Annotated in this window: 20 protein-coding genes and 1 pseudogene; 11 read left to right on the top strand and 10 right to left on the bottom strand. The window is 59.7% G+C overall.

The features are described 5' to 3' along the window. From CXF97_RS15290 to mnmH, 5 genes and pseudogenes are all read left to right on the top strand, one after another. Positions 1-1,230, top strand: a pseudogene (locus tag CXF97_RS15290) (hypothetical protein); the annotation flags it as partial. Then, positions 1,220-2,335, top strand: a complete 1,116-nt coding sequence (locus tag CXF97_RS15285) for a hypothetical protein (RefSeq protein WP_101159208.1) — start codon at positions 1,220-1,222, stop codon at positions 2,333-2,335. The pseudogene CXF97_RS15290 and the gene CXF97_RS15285, both read left to right, overlap by 11 nt. Positions 2,336-2,536: 201 nt before the next feature. Further along, positions 2,537-3,676, top strand: a complete 1,140-nt coding sequence (locus tag CXF97_RS15275; RefSeq protein ID WP_256589835.1) for a hypothetical protein — start codon at positions 2,537-2,539, stop codon at positions 3,674-3,676. Positions 3,677-3,849: 173 nt separating this feature from the next. Next, complete coding sequence (gene selD / locus CXF97_RS15270; protein ID WP_039763432.1) at positions 3,850-4,884, top strand: selenide, water dikinase SelD; 1,035 nt, start codon at positions 3,850-3,852, stop codon at positions 4,882-4,884. Continuing rightward, a complete protein-coding gene (mnmH, locus tag CXF97_RS15265) occupies positions 4,884-5,987 on the top strand; it encodes a tRNA 2-selenouridine(34) synthase MnmH (protein WP_101159206.1) in 1,104 nt (367 codons plus the stop codon). Before selD ends, mnmH begins: the two co-directional genes overlap by 1 nt. A 44-nt stretch (positions 5,988-6,031) precedes the next feature. Here the strand turns inward: mnmH and CXF97_RS15260 are convergent, their stop codons facing one another. Next, complete coding sequence (locus tag CXF97_RS15260; RefSeq protein WP_101159205.1) at positions 6,032-6,706, bottom strand: histidine phosphatase family protein; 675 nt, start codon at positions 6,704-6,706, stop codon at positions 6,032-6,034. A gap of 283 nt (positions 6,707-6,989) precedes the next feature. Between CXF97_RS15260 and CXF97_RS15255 the strand changes: the two genes are divergently transcribed. After that, positions 6,990-7,688: a glutathione binding-like protein gene (locus CXF97_RS15255; protein WP_101159204.1), complete on the top strand. Its 699-nt coding sequence runs from the start codon at positions 6,990-6,992 to the stop codon at positions 7,686-7,688. A gap of 244 nt (positions 7,689-7,932) precedes the next feature. After that, a complete protein-coding gene (gene hemB, locus CXF97_RS15250; RefSeq protein ID WP_042609118.1) occupies positions 7,933-8,907 on the top strand; it encodes a porphobilinogen synthase in 975 nt (324 codons plus the stop codon). 148 nt (positions 8,908-9,055) lie between these two features. Here the strand turns inward: hemB and CXF97_RS15245 are convergent, their stop codons facing one another. Next, a complete protein-coding gene (locus CXF97_RS15245; RefSeq protein ID WP_101159217.1) occupies positions 9,056-11,260 on the bottom strand; it encodes a TonB-dependent siderophore receptor in 2,205 nt (734 codons plus the stop codon). A 271-nt stretch (positions 11,261-11,531) separates the two neighbouring features. Between CXF97_RS15245 and CXF97_RS15240 the strand changes: the two genes are divergently transcribed. Beyond that, entirely contained in the window at positions 11,532-12,614 is a 1,083-nt protein-coding gene (locus CXF97_RS15240) for a DUF1615 domain-containing protein (protein WP_101159203.1), read from the top strand. 70 nt (positions 12,615-12,684) lie between these two features. Here the strand turns inward: CXF97_RS15240 and CXF97_RS15235 are convergent, their stop codons facing one another. From CXF97_RS15235 to CXF97_RS15220, 4 genes are all read right to left on the bottom strand, one after another. Then, positions 12,685-13,125 (bottom strand): hypothetical protein, encoded by a 441-nt coding sequence (locus CXF97_RS15235; RefSeq protein ID WP_101159202.1) that lies wholly within the window; start codon positions 13,123-13,125, stop codon positions 12,685-12,687. A gap of 200 nt (positions 13,126-13,325) precedes the next feature. Further along, on the bottom strand, positions 13,326-14,018 hold the full coding sequence (locus CXF97_RS15230; protein WP_101159201.1) for an anti-sigma factor domain-containing protein: 693 nt from the start codon (positions 14,016-14,018) through the stop codon (positions 13,326-13,328). Further along, positions 14,015-14,542 carry a sigma-70 family RNA polymerase sigma factor gene (locus CXF97_RS15225; protein WP_101159200.1) on the bottom strand — a complete coding sequence of 176 codons (528 nt, stop codon included), beginning with the start codon at positions 14,540-14,542 and terminating at the stop codon, positions 14,015-14,017. Before CXF97_RS15225 ends, CXF97_RS15230 begins: the two co-directional genes overlap by 4 nt. Before the next feature lie 155 nt (positions 14,543-14,697). After that, positions 14,698-15,219 carry a DUF3455 domain-containing protein gene (locus tag CXF97_RS15220; RefSeq protein WP_101159199.1) on the bottom strand — a complete coding sequence of 174 codons (522 nt, stop codon included), beginning with the start codon at positions 15,217-15,219 and terminating at the stop codon, positions 14,698-14,700. A 210-nt stretch (positions 15,220-15,429) separates the two neighbouring features. Here CXF97_RS15220 and CXF97_RS15215 point away from each other — a divergent pair, with 210 nt between their 5' ends. Further along, complete coding sequence (locus CXF97_RS15215) at positions 15,430-16,053, top strand: glutathione S-transferase N-terminal domain-containing protein (protein WP_101159198.1); 624 nt, start codon at positions 15,430-15,432, stop codon at positions 16,051-16,053. Between the two features lie 132 nt (positions 16,054-16,185). Here CXF97_RS15215 and CXF97_RS15210 read toward each other — a convergent pair whose 3' ends face one another. Then, positions 16,186-16,626 carry a CBS domain-containing protein gene (locus CXF97_RS15210; protein ID WP_016775372.1) on the bottom strand — a complete coding sequence of 147 codons (441 nt, stop codon included), beginning with the start codon at positions 16,624-16,626 and terminating at the stop codon, positions 16,186-16,188. 198 nt (positions 16,627-16,824) lie between these two features. On the opposite strand from CXF97_RS15210, the gene CXF97_RS15205 reads away from it, so the two are divergent. Next, a complete protein-coding gene (locus CXF97_RS15205) occupies positions 16,825-19,185 on the top strand; it encodes a DNA polymerase II (RefSeq protein ID WP_178081196.1) in 2,361 nt (786 codons plus the stop codon). Here the strand turns inward: CXF97_RS15205 and CXF97_RS15200 are convergent. The 3 genes from CXF97_RS15200 to CXF97_RS15190 all read right to left on the bottom strand — a co-directional run bounded on the left by CXF97_RS15200 (position 19,150) and on the right by CXF97_RS15190 (position 21,842). After that, positions 19,150-19,620 carry a DUF1810 domain-containing protein gene (locus tag CXF97_RS15200; protein WP_101159196.1) on the bottom strand — a complete coding sequence of 157 codons (471 nt, stop codon included), beginning with the start codon at positions 19,618-19,620 and terminating at the stop codon, positions 19,150-19,152. The genes CXF97_RS15205 and CXF97_RS15200 overlap by 36 nt on opposite strands. Before the next feature lie 24 nt (positions 19,621-19,644). After that, complete coding sequence (locus CXF97_RS15195) at positions 19,645-20,466, bottom strand: aldo/keto reductase (protein ID WP_101159195.1); 822 nt, start codon at positions 20,464-20,466, stop codon at positions 19,645-19,647. A 227-nt stretch (positions 20,467-20,693) separates the two neighbouring features. Next, complete coding sequence (locus CXF97_RS15190; RefSeq protein ID WP_101159194.1) at positions 20,694-21,842, bottom strand: aldose epimerase family protein; 1,149 nt, start codon at positions 21,840-21,842, stop codon at positions 20,694-20,696. Positions 21,843-22,181: 339 nt separating this feature from the next. Here CXF97_RS15190 and CXF97_RS15180 point away from each other — a divergent pair, with 339 nt between their 5' ends. After that, positions 22,182-22,931 (top strand): hypothetical protein, encoded by a 750-nt coding sequence (locus CXF97_RS15180; RefSeq protein ID WP_101159193.1) that lies wholly within the window; start codon positions 22,182-22,184, stop codon positions 22,929-22,931. Positions 22,932-22,968: the final 37 nt, after the last annotated feature.

Here is a 22,968-nt window from a genome sequence, read left to right as displayed (position 1 = left end):
GTGGTGTTGGTGCAGGTGGTGAATTTGGTGGGGGCGTATCGGGAGGTGATGAAGCAGACGAGGGACAGGAAGAAGCGAGCGGAGTTTTCCGCGGCCCTTTCCGCGACAGGCGCGGCGGGTTTTACCGCTGCACAGGGGCTTGCTGATACAGCGTTAAGGGCTCGAAGATCCAGCCTTATTGCCAGTTTGCAGCTGGAAGCGCTGCAACAGGTTCGTGTGCAAATAGGTAAGTTGCATGTTGGTTTGGGCTTCTTTACTTATATTTTTGGTTTCAGAACGTCTATCACCAGCCTCGGAAACCAAGATCGAAAATGGCAAGACGCGATCCGCAGTGGCACTCCATCTGAGCAAAGCGCGGCTGCGCTGGCAACGTTGGGCGCTGCAGGAATGGTTGCAGCTAACGGATATGGAGCGAGCAACACCTTTCACGCTTCTTTTAAAGTGTTGACTGCACTGAACAGTTCGGCACGCGCAGCGGCGTGGGCTGCCGCTGGCACACGTCTTTCTACTGTATTTTTTCGCTTCAATCTCGCCGGTGCGTTGTTCACCGTGCTGGAGTTCGTCGGTACTTGGCTGTTCAATCGTTACAACCTCTCTGCCCACGATAAGTGGTTGAAAATTACGCCTTGGAGCCGTGATGAAGAGATGCGCGGTGACCACTCCCTGGATGACTATCAAAATTATCTGGCGTTTTTGATACACGCTCCTTACGCCCAATCAGGACCTGATCCCAGTGATACCTGGCTGAAGACTTTATTATTTGGCGCCAAACCCAGTGATATTCATTTGGTTCTGCCGAGGCTGACGCTAAATGATCTTCTGCCGCCGTTAAACGGTAAACCGAGTCAACGCTTGGGAATCGGTGCCCATCGACTTGTTGCACCGCTGCATGGTCGCGGTGTGCCGCAAGTGCGCAAGGAAGTCATCAGTGAGGAGATATTGAGCAGTCTGCGAATCGTGAAGTCATCGCCAGATGGTTTGGTGCTTTGTCTTCACTACCCCATCCGTCCTGATTCTGACTACACGCCTGCAAAGGAAACGCTCGAACTTGCCATATGTATACAGACCGTCAATGGCAAAGGCGGGGCGGAGTCAAGAACGCGCGTGATTCATATTGACCCTCGGGATAGCGGTCATTTTGCTGTAGTAACTCCCGGCTCGGTTAAAGAAAACCCTCCGGTTTTGCTGGTAGAAACTCAATACCTCGAATGGGCTGACCATGCTGAATAATCGTAGTAATCCTCTTTCCAGTTCGGAATATGAGGGGGTTAAAAAAGCGGGCGATATTGAGCCGTTCCCAACCGGGAAAATTACCTATCTCGCACCATTGCCCTTACCTACAGCGATGCCGCCTTACGGACCTCACATCGGAGCGTTCAATGACGGATACATGGACTTTGGTCTCGGCTCACTGGAGGTATTCCCATGGCAGCTAATTATCGGCGGAACGACCGCAGGCACTTTTATAGTTCTCGTTTTATTTCCTTTGCTCACGGGCTTGCTAGGAATTCTATTTGGCTATGGAAACGAGGCGATTTGGGAGTCAATGGTTGGTTTATTCGAAGTGGCATTGGAAAATGAATTAATCAGCAGCCCCTTGATCTTGCTTATCTGTCTAAGCGTCTGGCTCCACGTCCACAAAAAACGTCTCTCCCTCATCCCAACCCGCTTCAACCGCCAACGCCGCGAAGTCTGCTTCATGCCCGAAGGCGCCACCGAACCAGTCTTTGTTCCATGGGAATCACTCAGCGCATGGATCATCGAAGCCAAAGGCGCCACCCAATTCGGCATCCACCGCCAATACGGCATGGGCATCGGTTTCTACCAAGGTGAAACCCTCATAAGCCAGGAATTCCAATGCGCCGGCCTGGAGCTCGCGATCAGCCATTGGGAAGCAATTCGCGGTTACATGGAGTACGAAGTCAACGACCTCAAATCGATTCAGGACCTGCAATACCTGCAAGGCCCGGACGACCCACCCCACGAAGGCCTGCACACTTTTCGTAACGCCCGCGCGCGGATGCACCAGCAGATCCGTGAAGGCCGCCGCTCGCGGCTGTCGGGATTTTTTTGGTACCTGTATCACGTCATGACTTTATGGACGATTCCAAACCGTTTGGTCGAATGGGAAGTGCGGCGTCTGGAAAGAATCGGCAAGCAGGCGCTGCCGGAAGTTATGCGCGAATGGTCCGAGCCATTGCCGAAAGAGCAATGGGCCAAGCCCAGCGAAGAGTTGCTGCGGCTGAGTGAACAAGTGCGGCGTATGCACAAGCGCCAGCCGCATCGGCCGGTTACGCAGATTTTCGCTGAGGTTTGCAGGCGGGCTGTGGACTGATGCAGAGCAGTTTTGTGACCAGAGGGAGGGAGGTTTTTTGCCTGTTTGAGCGCCTTCGCGAGCAGGCTCGCTCCCACAGGGGACCGCGCTGGATGCGGATGTTTCGGTTGATCTTGGCCGAGGTGGGAGACCCTCGGGGTGGTGGCCATTTCTCAGTTGTTGCTACCGGGTCGGTCAAGCAAAACCCGATGGTTATGCTGGTTGAAACTCAATACCTCGAATGGGCTGACCATGCTGAATAATCACAATGAGCCTGTTGTTGATGCGCAATGTGAAGTGATCAGAAAAGCGGGCGATGTAGAGCCGTTTCCAAGCGGAAAGATTACCTATCTCGCACCGTTGCCACTGCCCACACCGATTCCCCCTTATGGTCCACATATCGGTGAGCTCAATGATGTTTACATGGACTTCGGATTAGGCCAGCCGCAAGTTTTTATGTGGCAAATGACGTTGGGGGGGCCGGTCAGTTTAGCGGTTATGGTCATTTTCATATTCCCCTTGATTACGGGAATGCTGGGTGTCGTATTCGGCTATGGTCCAACACTCATTTGGGAATCAATAGTGGGTATATTCCAAGCAGGATATGAAAGCGCTTTACTGACCGAGCCTTTGATTCTACTGATCGGCCTGGGCGTCTGGCACCACTTCCATAACAAACGCCTCTCCCTCATTCCAACCCGCTTTAACCGCCAACGCCGCGAAGTCTGCTTCATGCCCGAAGGCGCCACCGAGCCGGTCTTTGTCCCATGGGAAACGCTGTCCGCGTGGATCATCGAAGCCAAGGGCGTCACCCAGTTCGGCGTCCATCGCCAATACGGCATGGGCATCGGTTTTCGCCACGGCGAAACCCTCACCAGCCTCGAATTCCAATGCGCCGGCCTGGAGCTCGCGATCAGCCACTGGGAAGCGATTCGCGGCTACATGGAGTACGAAGTCAACGACCTCAAATCGATTCAGGACCTGCAAGACCTTCAAGGCCCGGACGACCCACCCCACGAAGGCCTGCACACTTTCCGTAACGCCCGCGCGCGGATGCACCAGCAGATCCGTGAAGGCCGCCGCTCGCGGCTGTCGGGGTTCTTTTGGTACCTGTATCACGTCATGACTTTATGGACGATTCCCAACCGTTTGGTCGAATGGGAAGTGCGCCGTCTGGAAAGAATCGGCAAGCAGGCGCTGCCGGAAGTCATGCGTGAATGGTCCGAGCCGCTGCCGAAAGAGCAATGGGCCAAGCCCAGTGAAGAGTTGCTGCGGCTGAGCGAACAAGTGCGGCGGATGCACAAGCGCCAGCCGCATCGGCCGATTACGCAGATTTTCGCTGAGGTTGGCAGGCGGGGCTGACTGGGCGGTGCAGGCAGGTTCGATAGCTTTCGCGAGCGGGCTAGCTCCCACAGGAAACCACCGTACAAATGTGGGAGCGAGCCTGCTCGCGAAGGGGGCCGCTCGGTCAGCACAAAAATCTGCGCGCTCGCGCTCTGCTAGAATCCGCCCCATTCATTGCCAGAGACTCTCCCATGAGCGAGCCGATTCGTCTGACCCAATACAGCCATGGCGCCGGTTGTGGCTGCAAGATTTCCCCGCAGGTGCTGGAAGTGATCCTCGCCGGCAGCGGCGCACAGAACCTCGATCCGAAACTTTGGGTCGGCAACGCCTCGCGTGATGACGCGGCGGTGTATGAGATCGATGCCGAGCGCGGGGTGGTGTCGACCACCGATTTTTTCATGCCGATTGTCGATGACCCGTTCGACTTCGGCCGCATCGCCGCGACCAACGCGATCAGCGACATCTACGCGATGGGTGGCGATCCGTTGATGGCGATCGCGATTCTCGGCTGGCCGGTGAATGTGCTGGCGCCGGAGGTGGCGCGGGAAGTGATTCGTGGCGGTCGCTCGGTGTGCGACGCGGCGGGCATTCCGTTGGCGGGCGGGCATTCGATCGATGCGCCGGAGCCAATCTTCGGCCTCGCCGTCACCGGGCTTGTGGAAAAGCGCCACATGAAGCGCAACGACACCGCCACCGCCGGTTGCCTGTTGTATCTGACCAAACCGTTGGGCATCGGCATCCTCACTACCGCCGAAAAGAAGGGCAAGTTGCGCGCCGCCGACGTCGGTGTCGCCCGTGACTGGATGTGCACCCTGAACAAGCCTGGCAGCCGCTTCGGCAAACTTGCCGGCGTCACCGCGATGACTGACGTCACCGGTTTCGGCCTGCTCGGGCATCTGGTGGAAATGGCCGACGGCAGCCAGTTGACCGCGCGCATCGCCTACGACCGCGTGCCGCGTCTGGACAGCGTCGAGTACTACCTCGATCAGGGCTGCGTGCCGGGCGGTACGCTGCGCAACTTCGACAGCTATTCGAGCAAGGTTGGCCGCGTGCAGGAGTTGCACAAACGCGTGCTGTGCGATCCGCAGACCAGCGGCGGTCTGCTGATTGCGGTCACGCCTGAAGGCAATGACGAGTTCCTCGGCGTCGCCGCCGAACTGGGTCTGAACCTTGCGCCGATCGGCGAACTGGTTGAGCGACAGACGAACGCGGTCGAGGTGATTTGATGCTCCGCGACTGCACCGACTACCGCGACATTTTCCTCAACGACCGGCCAATGATGGATGCCCGCGCGCCGGTTGAATTTTCCCACGGCGCGTTCCCGGGTGTGATCAATCTGCCGCTGATGAATGATCTGGAACGGCAGAAGATCGGCACCTGCTACAAGCAGCATGGCCAGCAGGCGGCAATCGAGCTGGGCCACCAGATGGTGGGCGGCGCGGTGAAAGCCGAGCGCATCCAGGCCTGGGCCGACTTCGCCCGGGCTCATCCCGATGGTTATCTGTACTGTTTTCGCGGTGGTTTGCGCTCGCAGATCACCCAGCAGTGGCTGCGCGACGAGGCGGGCATCGACTATCCGCGCATCGGCGGCGGCTACAAGGCGATGCGCAGTTTTTTGATCGACACCCTTGAGCAGGCCATCGCGCAGTGTGATTTCGTTTTGCTCGGCGGCATGACAGGCACCGGCAAGACCGAAGTGCTGGTGCAGTTGCGCAACGGTGTGGATCTGGAAGGCCACGCCAACCATCGCGGCTCCAGTTTCGGCAAACGTGCCACCGGGCAGCCGTCGAACATCGATTTCGAGAATCGCCTGGCCATCGACTTCCTGAAGAAGCGCGCTGCCGGTATCGAGCAGTTTGTGCTCGAAGACGAGAGCCGCGTCGTTGGCAGTTGTGCCTTGCCGCTGCCGCTGTATCAGGGCATGCAGCAGTACCCGATGGTCTGGCTGGAAGATCGTTTCGAGTATCGTGTCGAACGGATCCTGCGCGATTACGTCATCGATCTGTCGGCGGAGTTTGCCTCGGTCCACGCTGACAAAGGGTTTGCGCTGTTCTCCGAGCGTCTGCTGGAAAGCCTCAACAATGTGCAGAAACGCCTTGGCGGTGAACGCCATTCGCGGATGCTGGTGTTGATGGAGCAGGCGCTGGCCGAGCAGGGTCGCAGCGGCGCGGTGGACCTGCATCGCGGCTGGATCGAGGGGTTGCTGCGTGAGTATTACGACCCGATGTATGTGTTCCAGCGCGAGAAGAAGGGCGGGCGGATCGAGTTCGCTGGGGAGCAGGAGGCGGTGATCGAGTATTTGCGCGGGCGGGTGAGTCAGAAGGCTTGAGGCGCAAGCGCCTGACCTCTTCGCGAGGTCAGGCGCTACAAAACTCAGGTCGGGCAGGTGTCCTTGCCGTTATCCAGCCCCTGCTTGTAGCTACGGCTCTGCAAACTGGCCTTGCCGTTGTGCCATTTCAGGGTCAGTACATACAACGAGTCGAAATCATCGCCGGCCCAGTCATCGGTGATCTTCTGCCGCTCGCCCACTGCGTTGCCGGCAACCTTGTTGATCAGATCCGGCAGGTAGCCATGGGACCAGGCGGTGTAGATCGTCGAGTTGTGGTACTTCTCGCTCAGCAGCTCGCGGGCCAGGTCACTGGTGTCGTTGGCGGAGAACTCGATGTTCACCGGCAGGCCAAGCTTGATCGCGGCAGGGCTGATGGTCATCAGTGGGCGAATATAGCTGTAGGAGTTGTCCAGTTCGCCTTCCTCGACATTGCGCGTCGGGTTGGCGGCGAACACGAAATCGGCCTTGCCGAATTTTTCCGGCAGCAGTGTCGACAAGTCGATGGCGCGGTTCAGGCCCTGGCAGTTGAGCTGACCGAGGCCGCCTTCGGGTTTTTCCGCGTGGCGCAGGAACACCAGCGTCTGCGTGCCGTCCGCCGGTTGCGCGCGGCTTTCACTGGATTCAAGCGAGAGAAAAAGCGCACTGACTGCCAGCAGGGAGGGCAGAGCCACATACGCGCGATGTTTGAAGCGTTTGGCGAAACTCATCAGGTTCGTCATCAATTCGAAAGTTCTTCAGCAAAATCGGTTAAGGCTGACAAACCTTGGCACCGCGGGCTCCCAGCACCGGGTGTTTCCCTGTCGTGAACAGCTTCCTCTGCGAGAAAGGCATAGCTCAGAGTCCTGTAATGCCCGTTTGGTTCGATTCGGGCCAGTGCGCAGCACTCTAACGGCAACCTTTGCGGGCATGCAGGCAGGATAGCGACAGGATGTTACGGTTCGTGTAGGCGTCAACCCGGGCCTACTTTATGATCGGCTTTCAATTTGTGACTGGATGCTTCCAATGACCGATCTGTCTGCATTCCCGATTACTCAGAAATGGCCGGCGCAGTACCCGGACTGGATTCAGCTCTACTCCCTGCCGACCCCCAACGGCGTCAAAGTGTCGATCATGCTCGAAGAGATCGGCTTGCCGTACGAGCCGCACCGCGTCGGTTTCGACACCAATGATCAGACGTCGGCAGAGTTTCTCTCGCTGAACCCGAACAACAAGATCCCGGCGATTCTCGACCCGCATGGCCCGCAAGATCAGCCGCTGCCGCTGTTCGAATCTGGCGCGATCCTGATTTATCTGGCCGACAAGAGCGGCCAGTTGCTCGCTCAGGAAGGCGCGCTGCGCTACGAGACCATTCAATGGCTGATGTGGCAAATGGGCGGCATTGGCCCGATGTTCGGCCAGCTCGGTTTCTTCAACAAATTCGCTGGCAAGGACTACGAAGACAAGCGTCCGCGTGATCGCTACGTCGAGGAGAGCAAACGCCTGTTGAACGTACTCAACACCCGCCTCGAAGGCCGCGACTGGATCATGGGCGAGCGCTACACCATCGCCGACATCGCGACGTTCCCGTGGGTACGCAATCTGCTCGGCTTCTATGAGGCAGGCGATCTGGTCGGGATTCAGAATTTCCCGAACGTCACGCGGGTGCTGGAGCGGTTCCTCGCTCGCCCGGCGGTTATTCGCGGGCTGACCATTCCTTCTTGAACGGCATACTCTAATTGTGGGAGCGGGCTTGCTCGCGAAAGCGTCGCGTCAGTCAACATTAACGCGTCTGACCCACCGCCTTCGCGAGCAAGCCCGCTCCCACAGGGAGTCACGCGATCAGCAGGATTATTGCAAGCCCGGTAACGCTCTCTTGATTGATCCAGGTTTGTCCCGCACCCGCCGCAAGGCATAAGCTTCGCCCCCTACGACTTTCGTCTCATTCGCTGTTTTCAGGAAAGGCCCCATGTCCAGTCAGTTCCCCGAAGCACGTCCCCGCCGTCTGCGCCGCAATGCGAGCCTGCGCAGTCTGTTCCAGGAAACCGAATTCAGCCTGAACGATCTGGTCCTGCCGATCTTCGTCGAGGAGGAGATCGACGACTTTGTGCCGATCACCAGCATGCCCGGCGTACAACGTATTCCCGAGCGCAAACTGGCCAGCGAAATCGAGCGCTACGCCCGCGCCGGTATCAAGTCGGTGATGACATTTGGCGTGTCCCATCATCTGGATGCCAACGGCAGCGACACCTGGCGCGAAGACGGTCTGGTCTCGCGCATGTCGCGCATCGCCAAGGACGCCGTGCCGGAAATGATCGTGATGTCCGACACTTGTTTTTGCGAGTACACCGATCACGGCCATTGCGGCGTGATGCACAACCACGAAGTCGACAACGACCAGACTCTGATCAATCTCGGCAAACAAGCCGTGGCCGCCGCTCGCGCTGGGGCTGACGTGATCGCACCGTCGGCGGCGATGGACGGCCAGGTGCGGGCGATTCGCCAAGCGCTCGACGCGGCCGGCTTCACGCAGATTCCGATCATGGCTTATTCGACCAAATTCGCTTCGGCGCTGTACGGCCCGTTCCGCGAGGCCGGGGGCAGTGCGCTCAAGGGCGATCGCAAAAGCTATCAGATGAACCCGATGAACCGCCGCGAAGCACTGCGCGAATCGCTGCTCGACGAGCAAGAGGGCGCTGATGCGCTGATGGTCAAACCGGCCGGTGCCTACCTCGACATCATCCGCGACATTCGGCAGGCCTCGAACCTGCCATTGGCGGCGTATCAGGTCAGCGGCGAATACGCGATGATCAAGTTCGGCGCCCAGGCGGGTGCGATCGATGAAGATCGCGTGGTTCGCGAAAGCCTCGGCGCAATCAAGCGCGCCGGGGCGGATCTGATCTTTACCTACTTTGCGATGGATCTGGCGTTGGCAGGAATTTAATCAACACTGCACATCCCCCTGTGGGAGCGGGCTGTATTTCCTCTGTGAAAGCGAGCTTGCTCGCCAAGAGGCCGGGTCATGCACCGCAAAACCCAAAAAGGCCCCGCAACCGTGAAGCTGCGGGGCCTTTTTTACAACGCGATGACGCTTAGAAGTCGATAGTCCCCGACAACTTCGCCACTCGCGGTTCACCTTGGGTCAGGTAGCCACCCTGAGCCGATTCCCAGTACTTTTTGTTTGCCACGTTCTCGACGCCGAAGCGCACGGTCACGTCCTTCTCCGACACCTTGAACGCATAACGCGCGCCGGCGTCGAAGCGGTTCCACGTCGGCAGGCTGAGGTTATTCGCCGCATCGGCGTATTGCCCGCCGGTGCGCAGCATCCGCGCGTTCAGCGCGACGCCTTGCAGGCCCGGTACGTCCCAGTCGACGCCAGCGTTGAACTGGAAGGTCGGTACGCCGATGGCGTGGTTGCCGTCGTTGGCGCCGTTGAGGGTGTTTTTCAGCTCGGTGTCCATCAAGGTCAGGCCGCTGATCAGGCGCAGGCCGTCGAGCGGCTCGCCGAACACGTTCATCTCCACGCCTTTGTTGATCTGCTCGCCTTCGCGTACGTAACGAGCAGTATCAGCATCGATGATTTCTGAATAGCCGTCGCTCGGCTGCTCGATGCGATAAAACCCCAGGCTCGCTCCGTAAGTGCCCATGTCGACCTTTACACCGAGCTCGGTCTGCTTGGAGCGCGAGGGTGCGTAGACTTCGTTGCCGTTTATCACTTCACGAGAGCCTGAGTTGGTCGGAGATGTCGGCCCTTGGGCCAAGCCCTCAATATGGTTAGCGTAGAACGACACGTGCTCCCACGGCTTGAATACGATGCCGTATACCGGCGTGGTGATCGACTCGTCGTAGCTCGATTTGCGGCTGCCGCTGCCATAACTGGCGTAGTTATAGCCTTGCACAATCAATTGTTGGCGACGCAGACCAGCGGTGACTAATAGGCGATCATCGAAGAAACCGAAGGTGTCAGATATTGCGACGCTGCGGTTGAATGTCTTGCCGACAATGCCCGGATCATCAAGGTCCCCGCCGACAGTCCCGGTTATTGGTGCCGGGGCTTGAATTGGGTGATAAATATTGTTTGCGGTTTGTCTTCTATCAAAATCATAGGCGCTGCGCTGCTCGGCCCAGATCCCGGTCAGGCCGAAATTCAGCTTGTGGCTGACTGGCCCGGTGTTGAATTTGCCGTTCAGACCGGCCATGACGCTGGTGTTGTCCTCGTCATGCGGGACGAACGAGCCGGTGGTGAACGACGCGCCGCTGTTGCCAACCAGTGTGGTCGAGTTGTAGCGACCGACCTCGCGGGTGTGCTTGGCGCCGCCAGCGGCGTAAGCGGTCCAGTTGTCGTTGAGGTCGTACTCGGCGCGGAGCATGCCGAAGGTGTCTTCGATATCGGTGTAGCCCCACTTCGGCGCGTAGTTGGTGTCCGCCGATGGCGCGTCCGGAATGTGCGTGGCGGTGCCGAGGTTGACCGAGCTGCGGCCACCGTTGACGCGTTCCTTCTGATAGGCAAAGTCGCCGGAAATCCGCAGCGCGTCGCCGCGATAGTCGAGGCCGATGGCGAACAGTTTCGAGCGCTGGTTCTCGTGATCGATGCCGGTGTCGCCCTCGCGCTGCGACAGGTTGACCCGCGCGCCGAAGCGGTTGTCTTCACCGAAACGCTGGCCGATATCGAAGTGGTGGCCGATCCGGCCTTCGCTGTTGATGTCGGTGGTGTAGCGGCGCAGCGGCACGTCGCCGGCGCGCTTGGGTTGCAGGTTGACGCCGCCGCCGATGCCGGAACCGGTCGGGGTCACGCCGTTGATGAAAGCGTTGGGGCCTTTGAACACTTCCACGCGCTCCAGCGCATCGGTGGAAATGATCTGCCGGGGCAACACGCCGTACAGGCCGTTATAGGAAATGTCGTCGCCATTGAGTGGCAGGCCGCGAATCATGAAGACCTGCGCCTGGTTGGAGAAGCCCGAGGCCTGGCGCACGGAAGAATCGTTGAGCAGCACGTCGGCGACGTTTTCCGCCTGCTGATCCTGGATCAATTGCTCGGTGTAGGACGCCGCGCTGAACGGCACGTCCATCATGTCCTGGTTGCCGAGCACGCCCAACTGCCCACCGCGCGCGACCTGACCGCCAGCGTAGACCGGGGGCAGGGCGTTGGGTGTCGGGGCTTGGGCATTCACGTTGACGTCGTCGAGCACCAGCGTTTTGCTGTTTTGTTCAGCTGCGTGGGCGGTGACGGTCAGGGAGCACAGCAGGGCGAGCAAAGTCGGGCGGAACGGAGCGCCGAGTCGAGCTGAAGCGGGCATGTCGAATACCTGGAGGCGAGCGGCCAATGAATAAATAAAGGGCGGCGCGGAACTCCTTGCGCTAATGCGACTCCAGGCGCGAATGATAGGGTTTCGCAGTAACGTTTTGCAATCAGTTTGTCATCCGTCGTAGGAGCTGCCGAAGGCTGCGATCTTTTGATCTTGCTTTTTGCAGATCAAGGTCAACATCAAGATCAAAAGATCGCAGCCTGCGGCAGCTCCTACAGGGGTTGTGTATGGTGTCGTGGCTAATTTGATTGGATGGAGCAACATGCGATTACTCATTACTGTTGGCGCCGTGCTGCTGCTCGCCGGTTGCGCCAGCCAGCGCAGCAACGAACCGGCGCCGCGTCCGCCGGCCGAAGTGAAGGCGGAAATCGTTCGCCTGTTGCCGGCCAAAACTGCCGATCGTCAGGGCTGGGCCACGGACATTTACGCCGCGTTCGCCGCGCAAGGCATCAACACCACGACGCAAAATCTGTGTTCGGTACTGGCCGTGGCCGAGCAGGAATCCACTTTCCAGGCCGACCCGACGGTGCCCGGTCTGGGCAAGATTGCTCGCGATGAGATCGATCGCCGCGCTGCCAAGGTGCACATCCCCGGCCTGCTGGTCAGCGGCGCTCTGCAAGTGCGCTCGCCCAATGGCAAGAGCTACAGCGAACGCCTGAGTGCGGCACGCAGTGAGAAAGAGTTGAGTGCCATTTTCGACGACTTCATTGGCATGGTGCCCATGGGGCGCACGCTGTTCGGCGGTTTCAACCCGGTGCACACCGGCGGGCCGATGCAGGTCAGCATCGAATTTGCCGAGGCGCACGCCAAGGATTATCCGTACCCGGTGGACGGCACGATCCGCCGTGAAGTGTTCAGCCGGCGCGGCGGCATGTATTTCGGCATCGCCCATTTGCTCGGTTACCCGGTCAATTACCGCGAGCCGCTGTATCGCTTTGCCGATTTCAACGCCGGTTGGTACGCCAGCCGCAATGCTGCATTCCAGAACGCGGTCAGCCGCGCTTCCGGCATTCCCCTGACGCTGGATGGCGACCTGATTCGCTACGACTCGATCATGCCCGGCAGCACCGAACTGGCGGTGCGCACCCTCGGCAAATCGCTGGGCATGCGCAACCCGACGATTCGCGATCAACTGGAAAAGGGTAAAACCCTGGAATTCGAAGAGACCAAACTTTATCAGCGCGTGTTCGAGCTGGCGGAGCGGGCCGAAGGCAAGGCGTTACCGCGCGCGGTATTGCCGGGGATTGTGCTGCAGAGTCCGAAGATCACCCGCAAACTCACTACAGCCTGGTTCGCCAAGCGCGTGGACGAGCGTTACAAACGCTGCATGGCCAGGGCCGGCTGATGCCACAGACATAAAAAACCCGGCTGCGGGAGCCGGGTTTCTCTGCGGTGTTGCGCGTAAAGCGATGCATTCAGGCAACGCGACGTTCGATCAGGCGATCCGAACCACCTTCGGCGACGGTGTTGCCTTGCAGGCGGTCAGAACCATCAGCGGCGACGGTGTTGCTTTGCAGGCGGTCAGAACCATCAGCGGCGACGGTGTTGCCTTGCAGGCGATCCGAACCACCTTCGGCGACGGTGTTGCCTTTCAGGCGATCGGAACCATCAGCAGCGACGGTGTTGCCTTTCAGGCGATCGGAACCATCAGCAGCGACGGTGTTGCCTTGCAGGCGATCGGAACCATCAGCAGCGACGGTGTTGCCTTGCAGGCGATCAGAGCCATCAGCGGCGACAGCGTTCTGATACAGGTGATCCGAGCCGTCTGCGGCGATCATGGTGTGCGCCGGGGTGGCGGCGAAAGCGTTAACTGCGAAAACCGAGAAAGCGATGCTGAGAAGAGTCTGGCGTTTCATGATGGTGTGCTCCGGGGTGTTGTTGGTTGGTATGGAGCTGATGTTACGCCCGGAATTTTTTATGAGAACTTCATTGCCGTGATGGTGAACATCGACGTTAGTGATGGTTCGTGTAGGAGCTGCGGCACGCTGCGATCTTTTGATCTTGATCTTTAAAAAATCAAAAGATCGCAGCGTGCCGCAGCTCCTACAAATGGACGTCAGAGGACTTTGACGGCACGCCCGATCGCCTGAATCGGCCCTGTCGGTTTGCCGATCGGCGAGCCGTTGGCGCCTTCCAATGTCAGCTCAAACAGCTGGTTGGGTTGCAACGGCGGCAGTTTGTCCAGCGGCACCGACAACGCCTGCCCCGGTTTGACCAGACCGAGGGAAACCGGCCCCGACCAGCCGTCCGCCTTGGTCCAGAATTCCAGCGCCTTGTCCGCCGGCACCTCGACCACGCCCAGCGGAATCAACTGGATCTCGCGCGCATTGCTCGCCTGAATCACCCAGCCCGGCGCTTTGTCTTGCGGCGCCACGAGCACCACCAGATAACTCGGTGTCGGCGCAGTCCGGGTCAGCAGGACCGTGCCGAGGATCAATGTCGCGGCCAGGCCTGCGGCGCTTAAACCGCGCCACAGCGGCAGCAGGTTCCACCACGACGTCAGGGGTTTTCTCACCGTCAGCCGTTCGAGGCTGCGTTCGATACGCGGCCATAGCTGCACCGACGGCTGCTGTGGCTCGGCCAGATCAGTCAACTCCAGCAGGCGCCGCTCCCACGCATCCACTGCCGCACGAAGTTCAGGCTCGTTCGGCAGGCGCCGTTGCACCTCGATGCGCTGCTCGAACGACAAAGTGCCGAGCACGTATTCGCCAGCCAGTTCATCCCGTTCCTGCGCTGATTCGCCGGTCATCCCATGCACTCCCGCAAAGCATTGAGGCTGCGCTTGATCCATGCTTTGACCGTGCCCAGCGGCGTGTCGAGGCGCGCGGAAATCTGCGCGTGGCTGTATCCGTCGACGTAGGCATGGAGGATGCAGCTGCGCCGCTGCGGTTCCAGTTGCTCGAGGCAGCGATGAATGCGTGCCGAGTGAACATCGACCGCCTCATCAGGCGCCGCTGCCTCATGTTCTTCGCTGAACGGCGTTTCCCGACTTTGCTTACGCAACTGATTCAACGCCAGGTGCCGGGTCACGCTGAACATCCAGCCCCGCGCCGAACCCCGCGCCGGGTCGAACCCGGCGGCGCCGTGCCAGATCTTGATGAATGCCTCATGCACAATGTCCTCCGCCAGCGCCGTATCGCGCACCAGCCGCTTGGCCACGCCGAGCAGGCGCGGGCCTTCCTGCACGTACAAATCGCGCAGAGCCGCGCGCTCGCCCCGGGCACAGGCTTTGAGGCGGGCTTCGTAATCGAACTGGGGATCGGGTAAAGGCATGGGGTGCAATCTAGCTCACATTTCCCAAAATCACACAGAACCTGTGGGAGCGGGCTTGCTCGCGAATGCGGTGCATCAGGCACTTATAGGCTGGCTGACGCAATGCCTTCGCGAGCAAGCCCGCTGCCACATTTGGATCTCCAATGATGCCCAGGTCAGTTAGCCGCCCAGAAAATATAATCCGCCTGGTACTTCACCACTTCCTGCTTGCCCTTGTTCGCCATCGTGCATTCACTGCCCGGCGCCACGCCGCCCTTGAGCGCAACACGCTGGATGTAGCTGACGCCGGTCATCGCGCCTTTGCCTTCGGCCGGGTTGGCCTTGACCAGTTGATAGGGCAGGTTGCCCGGGCTCGACGGGGCCACGGCCAATTGTGTGCCGGTGACTTTCGAACCGTCCTTGGCTTGCCAGGTCGCTGGCGGGCCGAAATAGCTGCCGACCTGTTTACCGCTGCGATCGTTAAGCACTGCTTTGGGGCCGACAAAAGTCCACTCGGTCTGCCCGGCCATATTGGGCTTGTCGCGGCATTCATAGGTAATCTCGCCAACGCCGGTGGTTTCCAGGGCAATCTTGTGCCCGTCCGGCACCTTGATCGCGTCGGGATAACTGCTCTGGGCGAAGGTGGTCGCCGTGAAGGCGAGCAAACCGGTGAGGCCAATCAGCTGGGTGATGTTCATCCGATGATTCTCCGAAAAAGGTAGAGCGCTGACAGCACAAGAGTGGCTGTTACTGGGACTACCCGTGGCGAAGGCGATTGGATGCAGTGCCGGAAAAATAAATTTCAAACCCCACCGATTTCCCCTGTGGGAGCGGGCTTGCGTCGGAGACTTTTACACCCGAGCCACAGCCATCTACCCTGTGCAAAGGCCTTATCGGGGGAAACGCACATGTACCAACTCTATGGGCACAAGAACTCCGGCGCCGCCGCCATCGAGGCGGCACTGGAACTGTGCCAGATCGCCTACCGGTTCATTGATACCGAAGCCAGCGCCGAGGCCGACGAGGCGCTGGGCAAACTCAATCCGCTGAAGCAGATACCGACCTTGCAACTGCCGGACGGCAGCGCGATGACCGAAAGTGCGGCGATCCTGATTCATCTGGGCCTGACGTTTCCTGAGTCCGGTCTGCTACCCAGCGAGGCTGCCAATCGTGATCAGGCGATTCGCGGCCTCGCCTATATCGTCAGCAATTGCTATGCAGCGGTCGGCATCATCGATTACCCCGAGCGCTGGCTGAGCACGCCTGACGAAACCGCGCGGCAGAACCTGATCGCCGGCACGCGCCAGCGCCTGCACTTCAGTTGGGAGGTGTTTGCCGATCAGTTTTCCGGCGAGCTGTATCTGGATGACGAAACGCCCGGCGCACTGGATGTGCTGGCGGCAGTGGTGAGCCGCTGGGCCGGCAGCCGTGAACATCTGCGCCAGACGCGACCGGGTTTTTACGCGTGGCTGCAAAGGATTGACCGGCACCCGGTGCTGGCACCGGTATTCGAGCGGCATTGGCCTGCGTGAACACCAAAAAAACCTGTGGGAGCGGGCTTGCTCGTGAAAGCGGTAGGTCAGCCAAAGTTGTATTGACTGACCTACCGCCTTCGCGAGCGAGCCCGCTCCCACAGGGGCAAATGGTGGTCGGAAGATCGAAAGTTATTCCCCGCGAATATACTGCTCCAGCTGTTTGATCAGCTCAGCCTGTTCGGCGATCGCTTCTTTGACCAGGTCGCCGATCGACAGCAGGCCGATCAACTGGCCGTCCTCGACCACCGGCAAGTGGCGCAGCCGTTTGTCCGACATGATGCCCAGGCAGGTATCGACGGTCTGGCGGGTGTCCACGGTGATCACGTCCTTGACCATGATGTCGCGCACCGGTGTACCCACCGAGGAGCGGCCGTGCAGCACCAGTTTGCGGGCGTAGTCGCGTTCGCTGATGATGCCGACCACCTTGTCGTCTTCGACCACCAGCAAGGCGCCGACGTTTTTCTCGGCCATCTTCATCAGCGCTTCAAGCACCATATGATCGGGTTTGATCTGGTGCACTTCCTGATTTTTCTGATCTTTGAGCTTGAGCAGTTGGGCGACGGTCTTCATGGCGGTTACTCAGGTGTTGTCGTTGTTCATCAAGCATCGTAGACGCAGCTGCGCAGGGCAAGGTGGCAAAGCGGCAGTTAGCGTGCAAAAAACGCCATTTGCCGGGTTTTTCTGCAGATCAGCAGCGTCTTTCGCCAAGGCCAGGCGCAGCAATGCCGCGTAGAATGTCGGTCGGTTTGATTGTTTGAGGTCGCAGTGGTGGATTTACAGCAGGGCTTCGTCCTGACCCGGCATTGGCGCGATACGCCGGCCGGCACCGAAGTGGAGTTCTGGTTGGCGACCGACGCCGGGCCACGCCGTGTGCGCCTGGCGCATCAGCCGTCGGTGGCGTTTATACCCGTCGCACAGCGCGAAGCGGCCGAGCATTTGTTACACGGCGAAAAAAATGTCGAACTGCGCCCGCTCGCACTGCAGGATTTCCAGCATCGCCCGGTGCTCGGTCTTTATTGCCAGCAGCACGGCCAGTTGATGCGCCTCGAAACCGCGCTCAATCGCGCCGGTGTCGATGTGTTTGAAGCCGATGTGCGCCCACCGGAACGCTATCTGATGGAGCGCTTCATCACCGCGCCGGTGTTGTTCGACGGCACGCCGGATGCCGATGGCGTGCTGATCAATGCCCAGTTGAAACCTGACCCCGGCTACCGGCCGAAACTACGGCTGGTCTCGCTCGACATCGAGACCACCGAGAACGGCGAGTTGTATTCGATTGCCCTGCAAGGTTGTGGCGAGCGGCAGGTGTACATGCTCGGCGCACCGAACGGCGACGCGAGTATTGTCGATTTCGATCTTGAATACTGCGACTCGCGCACACTCATCCTGAAGAAACTCAACGACTGGTTCGCCCGTCACGACCCCGACGCGATCATTGGCTGGAACGTCGTGCAATTCGACCTGCGCATCCTCCACGAACACGCGCGGCGTCTTGGCGTGCCGCTGAAAATCGGCCGTGGCGGCGAAGAAATGCAATGGCGTGAGCACGGCAGCCGCAATCATTATTTCGCCTCGGCAGCGGGGCGGCTGATCATCGATGGTATCGAGTCGTTGCGTTCGGCGACCTGGAGCTTCCCCTCGTTCAGCCTGGAAAACGTCGCGCAGACGCTGCTCGGCGAAGGCAAGGCGATCAACAATCCGTACCAGCGCATGGACGAGATCAACCGTATGTTCGCCGAAGACAAACCGGCGCTGGCCAAGTACAACCTCAAGGACTGCGAACTGGTCACGCGGATCTTCGCCAAAACCCAATTGCTGACGTTTTTGCTCGAACGCGCCAGCGTCACCGGTTTGCCGGCCGATCGCAGCGGCGGTTCGGTGGCGGCTTTCACCCATTTGTACATGCCATTGATGCATCGCCAGGGCTTCGTTGCGCCGAATCTGGGCACTAACCCGCCGCAGGCCAGCCCCGGCGGGTTTGTCATGGATTCACGGCCGGGGCTGTACGAATCGGTACTGGTGCTTGATTACAAAAGCCTTTACCCGTCGATCATTCGCACGTTTCTGATCGACCCGGTGGGCTTGATCGAAGGCCTGCGTCACCCGGACGACGCCGACTCGGTGCCGGGTTTCCGTGGCGCACGCTTTTCGCGTACCCGACATTGCCTGCCGTCGATCGTGGCGCGGGTGGCCGAAGGTCGCGAAACCGCCAAGCGCGAACACAACGCGCCGCTGTCCCAGGCGCTGAAAATTATCATGAACGCCTTCTATGGCGTGCTTGGCTCCAGCGGGTGCCGTTTTTTCGATACCCGGCTGGCCTCGTCGATCACCTTGCGCGGCCACGAAATCATGCTGCGCACCCGCCAGTTGATCGAAGAGCAGGGCCACGCGGTGATTTATGGCGACACCGATTCAACCTTCGTCTGGCTGCGCAGGCTGCACGGCCAGGAAGAAGCGGCGCAGATTGGCCATGCGCTGGTCAAACACGTCAACGATTGGTGGCGCGCGCATGTGCGTGAGGAATACGGACTGGACAGCGCGCTGGAATTGCAGTTCGAGATTCACTACAAGCGCTTTCTGATGCCAACGATTCGCGGCGCGGAGGAGGGCAGCAAGAAGCGCTACGCCGGCCTCGTCACCCGCGCTGATGGCACGGAGGAAATGGTCTACAAGGGTCTGGAAACCGTGCGCACCGACTGGTCGCTGCTGGCCAGGCAATTCCAGCAGGAACTGTACGAGCGGATTTTCCAGCGCAAGCCGTATCAGGATTACGTCCGTGACTACGTGCGCAAGACCCTCGCTGGCGAGTTCGACGATCGGCTGATCTACCGCAAGCGTCTGCGCCGCACCCTCGACGATTACGAACGCAACGTACCGCCGCACGTTCGCGCGGCGCGGCTGGCCGACGACTATAACGCCGAGCAGGGTCGGCCCCGGCAATATCAGAACGGCGGCTGGATCAGCTACGTCATCACGCTGGCCGGCCCCGAGCCACTGGAAGTGCGCCGCGCCGCCATCGACTACGACCACTACATCACTCGGCAGCTGCAACCGGTGGCGGATGCGATTCTGCCGTTTGTCGACGACGACTTCTCAACCCTGATCGGTGGGCAACTGGGCCTGTTTTGAGTCGAGCAGTTGCAGGGTCCACTCGTCGAGAATGCCGTGGAAGTACCGCTCCAGCGCCTGATGGAACAAGCTGTCCTCGACGCTGAACTGGGCGAACAGGGTCATCGAAGAGTGAAATTTCAAGTCATCGGGGTGGCCGAAAATCTCGGCAATCGAACGCTGCGGCACGTTGAGCACCAACTGCGTGCAGGTGCGCAGTCGCGCACCGAGCGGTTCGTGGGCGAGATAGGCTTGCGCTTCCTCGGCTGAACCAATGGCATAGCGCCGGGCCATTTCGCTGCCGCCCAGCCCGGCGAATTGTGGAAAGACGAACCACATCCAGTGGCTGCGCTTGCGGCCCGATTCAAGTTCACGCTGGACCCGTTCGAACACCGGGTCCTGTGCCTGAACGAAACGTTGCAGGTTGTACGGGTCGTGCAGATCTGTGCTTCTCATCGCGAAGCCCTCGCAGTCGGCGGCTCAGACCATGGCCAGCCGCTGCTTGCGTTGTGGCGCCGGGAACACTTTGTCCAGCGCCGTCAAATCCCCGGCCTCCAGTTGCAGCTGGACCGCCTCGGCATTGAGTTGCACATGCTCCGGACGCACAGCCTTGGGAATCGCAATAACCCCATCCTGACGCAGCAGCCACGCCAGCGAAACCTGCGCCGGGGTGGCGTTGTGACGGCTGGCGATCTCTTGCAGCACCGGCTCGGCGAGCATTGCACCGCCCTGGCCGATCGGGCAGTACGCCATCAGCGGCAGGCGCTGGTGCTGGCACCACGGCAGCAGATCGAACTCGATGCCGCGCTCTTCGAGGTTGTACAGCACCTGGTTGGTGGCGCAGGCCGAACTGGAGAGTTCTTCGAGGTCGTCGACATCGAAATTCGACACGCCCCAACGGCCGATCTTGCCGTCCTCACGCAGGCGTTCGAAGGCTTCTACGGTTTCCTCCAGAGGGTACTGACCGCGCCAGTGCAATAAATAGAGATCGATGTAATCAGTGCCGAGCCGACGCAAACTGCGCTCGCAGGCTTGCGGGATGCCCTGGCGGCTGGCGTTGTGCGGGTAGACCTTGCTGACCAGAAAGACTTGATCGCGCAGACTGGCGATGGCTTCGCCGACCACCGTTTCGGCACCGCCCTCGGCGTACATCTCGGCGGTGTCGATGAGGGTCATGCCCAGCTCGATGCCGGTGCGCAGCGCCGCCACTTCACGCGCGTGCGTCGAACGATCCTCGCCCATGCGCCAGGTGCCCTGACCAATCACGGGAACCTGCACGCCGGCCAACTCAAGGGTACGCATTCAAACCTCCTGCCTTAAAGAATGGGTGTCTTTAGTGGGCAGCAGAATAGCGTTGGGGTTCAAAAAGCAAAAAAGATCGCAGCGGTCCGCAGCTCCTAGAAGATCGTTCCCACGCTCCGCGTGGGAATGCATCAAGGGACGCTCCGCGTTCCAGCTCTGAAAGGGACGCGGAGCGTCCCCGGCTGCATTCCCACGCAGAGCGTGGGAACTATCATGCGGCGTGGGCCTTACTTGGCGGAGAACTTGAGGATTACGCTGTGGGCATAAGTCTGCCCCGGATCAAGTCGCGTGCTCGGGAAGTCCGGCTGGTTCGGCGAATCCGGATAGTGCTGGGTCTCGAGGGTGAACGCGCCCCAGTGTGGATAGACCTTGCCGCCCTTGCCCTTTACCGTGCCATCGAGGAAGTTGCTGGTGTAGAACTGCACGCCCGGCTCGCTGGTGAACAGTTGCAGCACACGCCCGGATTGCGGGTCGCTGACTTCGGTGGCGACTTTGCTGATATCGCCCTTGCTGTCCAGCGCCCAGTTGAAATCGAAGCCACCCTGTTTCGGCTCGGCAAATTTCAGCTGCGGATGATCGGCCTTGATGTGCGTACCGATTGCCGTCGGTCTGGTGAAGTCCATCGGCGTGCCGGCCACGGGCGCCAGCTCGCCGGTCGGGATCAGTTTGGCGGTGACCGGCGTGTAATGGCTTGAGTTGATCATGGCCACTTGCTTGAGAATGTCGCCATTGCCGGCACCGGCCAGGTTGAAGTAGCTGTGGTTGGTCAGGTTGAGCACGGTCGGCTTGTCGGTGCTGGCCGTGTAGTCGATGCGCAGCTCGTTATTTTCGGTCAGGCGATAGGTGACTTCGGTGGTCAGATTGCCCGGGAAGCCCATTTCACCATCGGCCGACAGGTAGGTCAGGGTTACGCCCACCGAATCCTTGTCTTTGGTTTCCTTTGCCTTCCAGACTTTCTTGTCGAACCCCTCGGGCCCGCCGTGCAAGGCATTGGATTTGTCGTTCTGCGGCACTTGATAGCGTTTGCCATCGAGTTCGAACGCGCCTTCGGCCAGGCGATTGCCGAAGCGGCCGATGGTCGCGCCGAAGTACGCAGTGCCTTTCTGATAGCCCTGCACATCATCGAAACCCAGCACGATATCGTCGAACTTGCCGTGCTTGTCCGCAACTTTCAGCGCTTGCAGGGTCGCGCCGTAGGTGATGACGGTGGCTTGCATGCCGTGGCTGTTGCGCAGGATGTATTGCTCGACGGGCGTGCCGTCATTGGTTTTGCCGAACGCTTTGTGTTCGGCGGTCAGGCCCGCCGCATTGGCAGAGAGGGTAGCGATCATCAGGGACAGTCCGAGGCCGGAGAGCAGGTGACGGGATTGAAGCATGGTTGACCTTCCTTTTTGTTGTTGTTTTAAACACCGAAATCCCCTGTAGGAGCTGCCGCAGGCTGCGATCTTTTGATTGTGATTTTTTAAGGCAAGATCAAAAGATCGCAGCCTTCGGCAGCTCCTACACGTAACTAGTCATGCTATTTATGGGGAGCAACAGGATTTATAGCGGATTTACCGGTATTGGCAAATATAAAGTCCGACTAATTGATGTGGCGAAAAGCGCCGAAGGTCGGCTCACTGCCCAGGCACTGCACTTTTTCGCAATCGGCGGCTCTATGCATGGCCAGGATGCGGTGACTCCCGCCGCACAGCCAAGTGCCCGTCCGAGATTTCATGCCGAGTGTTTTTGCCCTGACCACCGCCGCTCACCGCCGCCTGTGCCTGCTGCTGGCCTGCCTGTTGTCGCTGTTGGTCAGCGGCTGCAGCCACCAGAATGGCAACGGCTTCTTCAACCAGATGCGTGAAGGGCAGCCGCAGGAATTTCTGCAGACCAGCGTCGACCGCATGGCCACCCTGGCGATGCGCGACAACCTCGACAGCCTCTACCGGCTGATGGGCAAGCTCTATCTGCGCAACCCCGAAGAGCTGCGCAAGTCCGGTTTCCTCAACATCAACACCGCCGTGAAACAGGTACGCCTCGCCGTCGAGCAACAGCAGCCGCTGCCCGTGCTGGGCGGGCGCAAGGACCTGGCGGCGCTGAGCTATGCGATGAGTCCGGAGTTCCTTGGTGATCGGGTCGGCGCGTTCATTTATGCGATCGGCAGCATGCTGGTCACTGCCCACGGCAATCGCACCGAGTTCTACATGACCGACGCGATCAACCCGACCTTCGTGCACAACGCTGCGCGCAACATCGAAAAGGCCATGTGGATCTTGTCGCAACGGCAGAACAAGGATGGTCAGCCATTGCTGTTCTCCAATGAAATATCGGAGGAGGGCAGCAACCTCAGCTTCGCCACTGAATTCAGCAAAATCGTCGCGCGCCTGGATCTGCTCACGCAGATGCTCGATGAGCGCTATCGCAGGATCGGCCTGAATTACGCGCAGAGTCTGTTGTTCTTGAATTTCCTGCCGGTGCAGTGAGCCCCGCAGGTTTCCTGTAGCACAAAGATCCACCTTG

Source organism: Pseudomonas sp. Choline-02u-1 (genome assembly GCF_002836515.1).
Classification (GTDB): Bacteria; Pseudomonadota; Gammaproteobacteria; order Pseudomonadales; family Pseudomonadaceae; genus Aquipseudomonas.
Note: the sequence above shows the minus strand (reverse complement) of the source record. Positions and strands in the feature narration are given on the sequence as shown.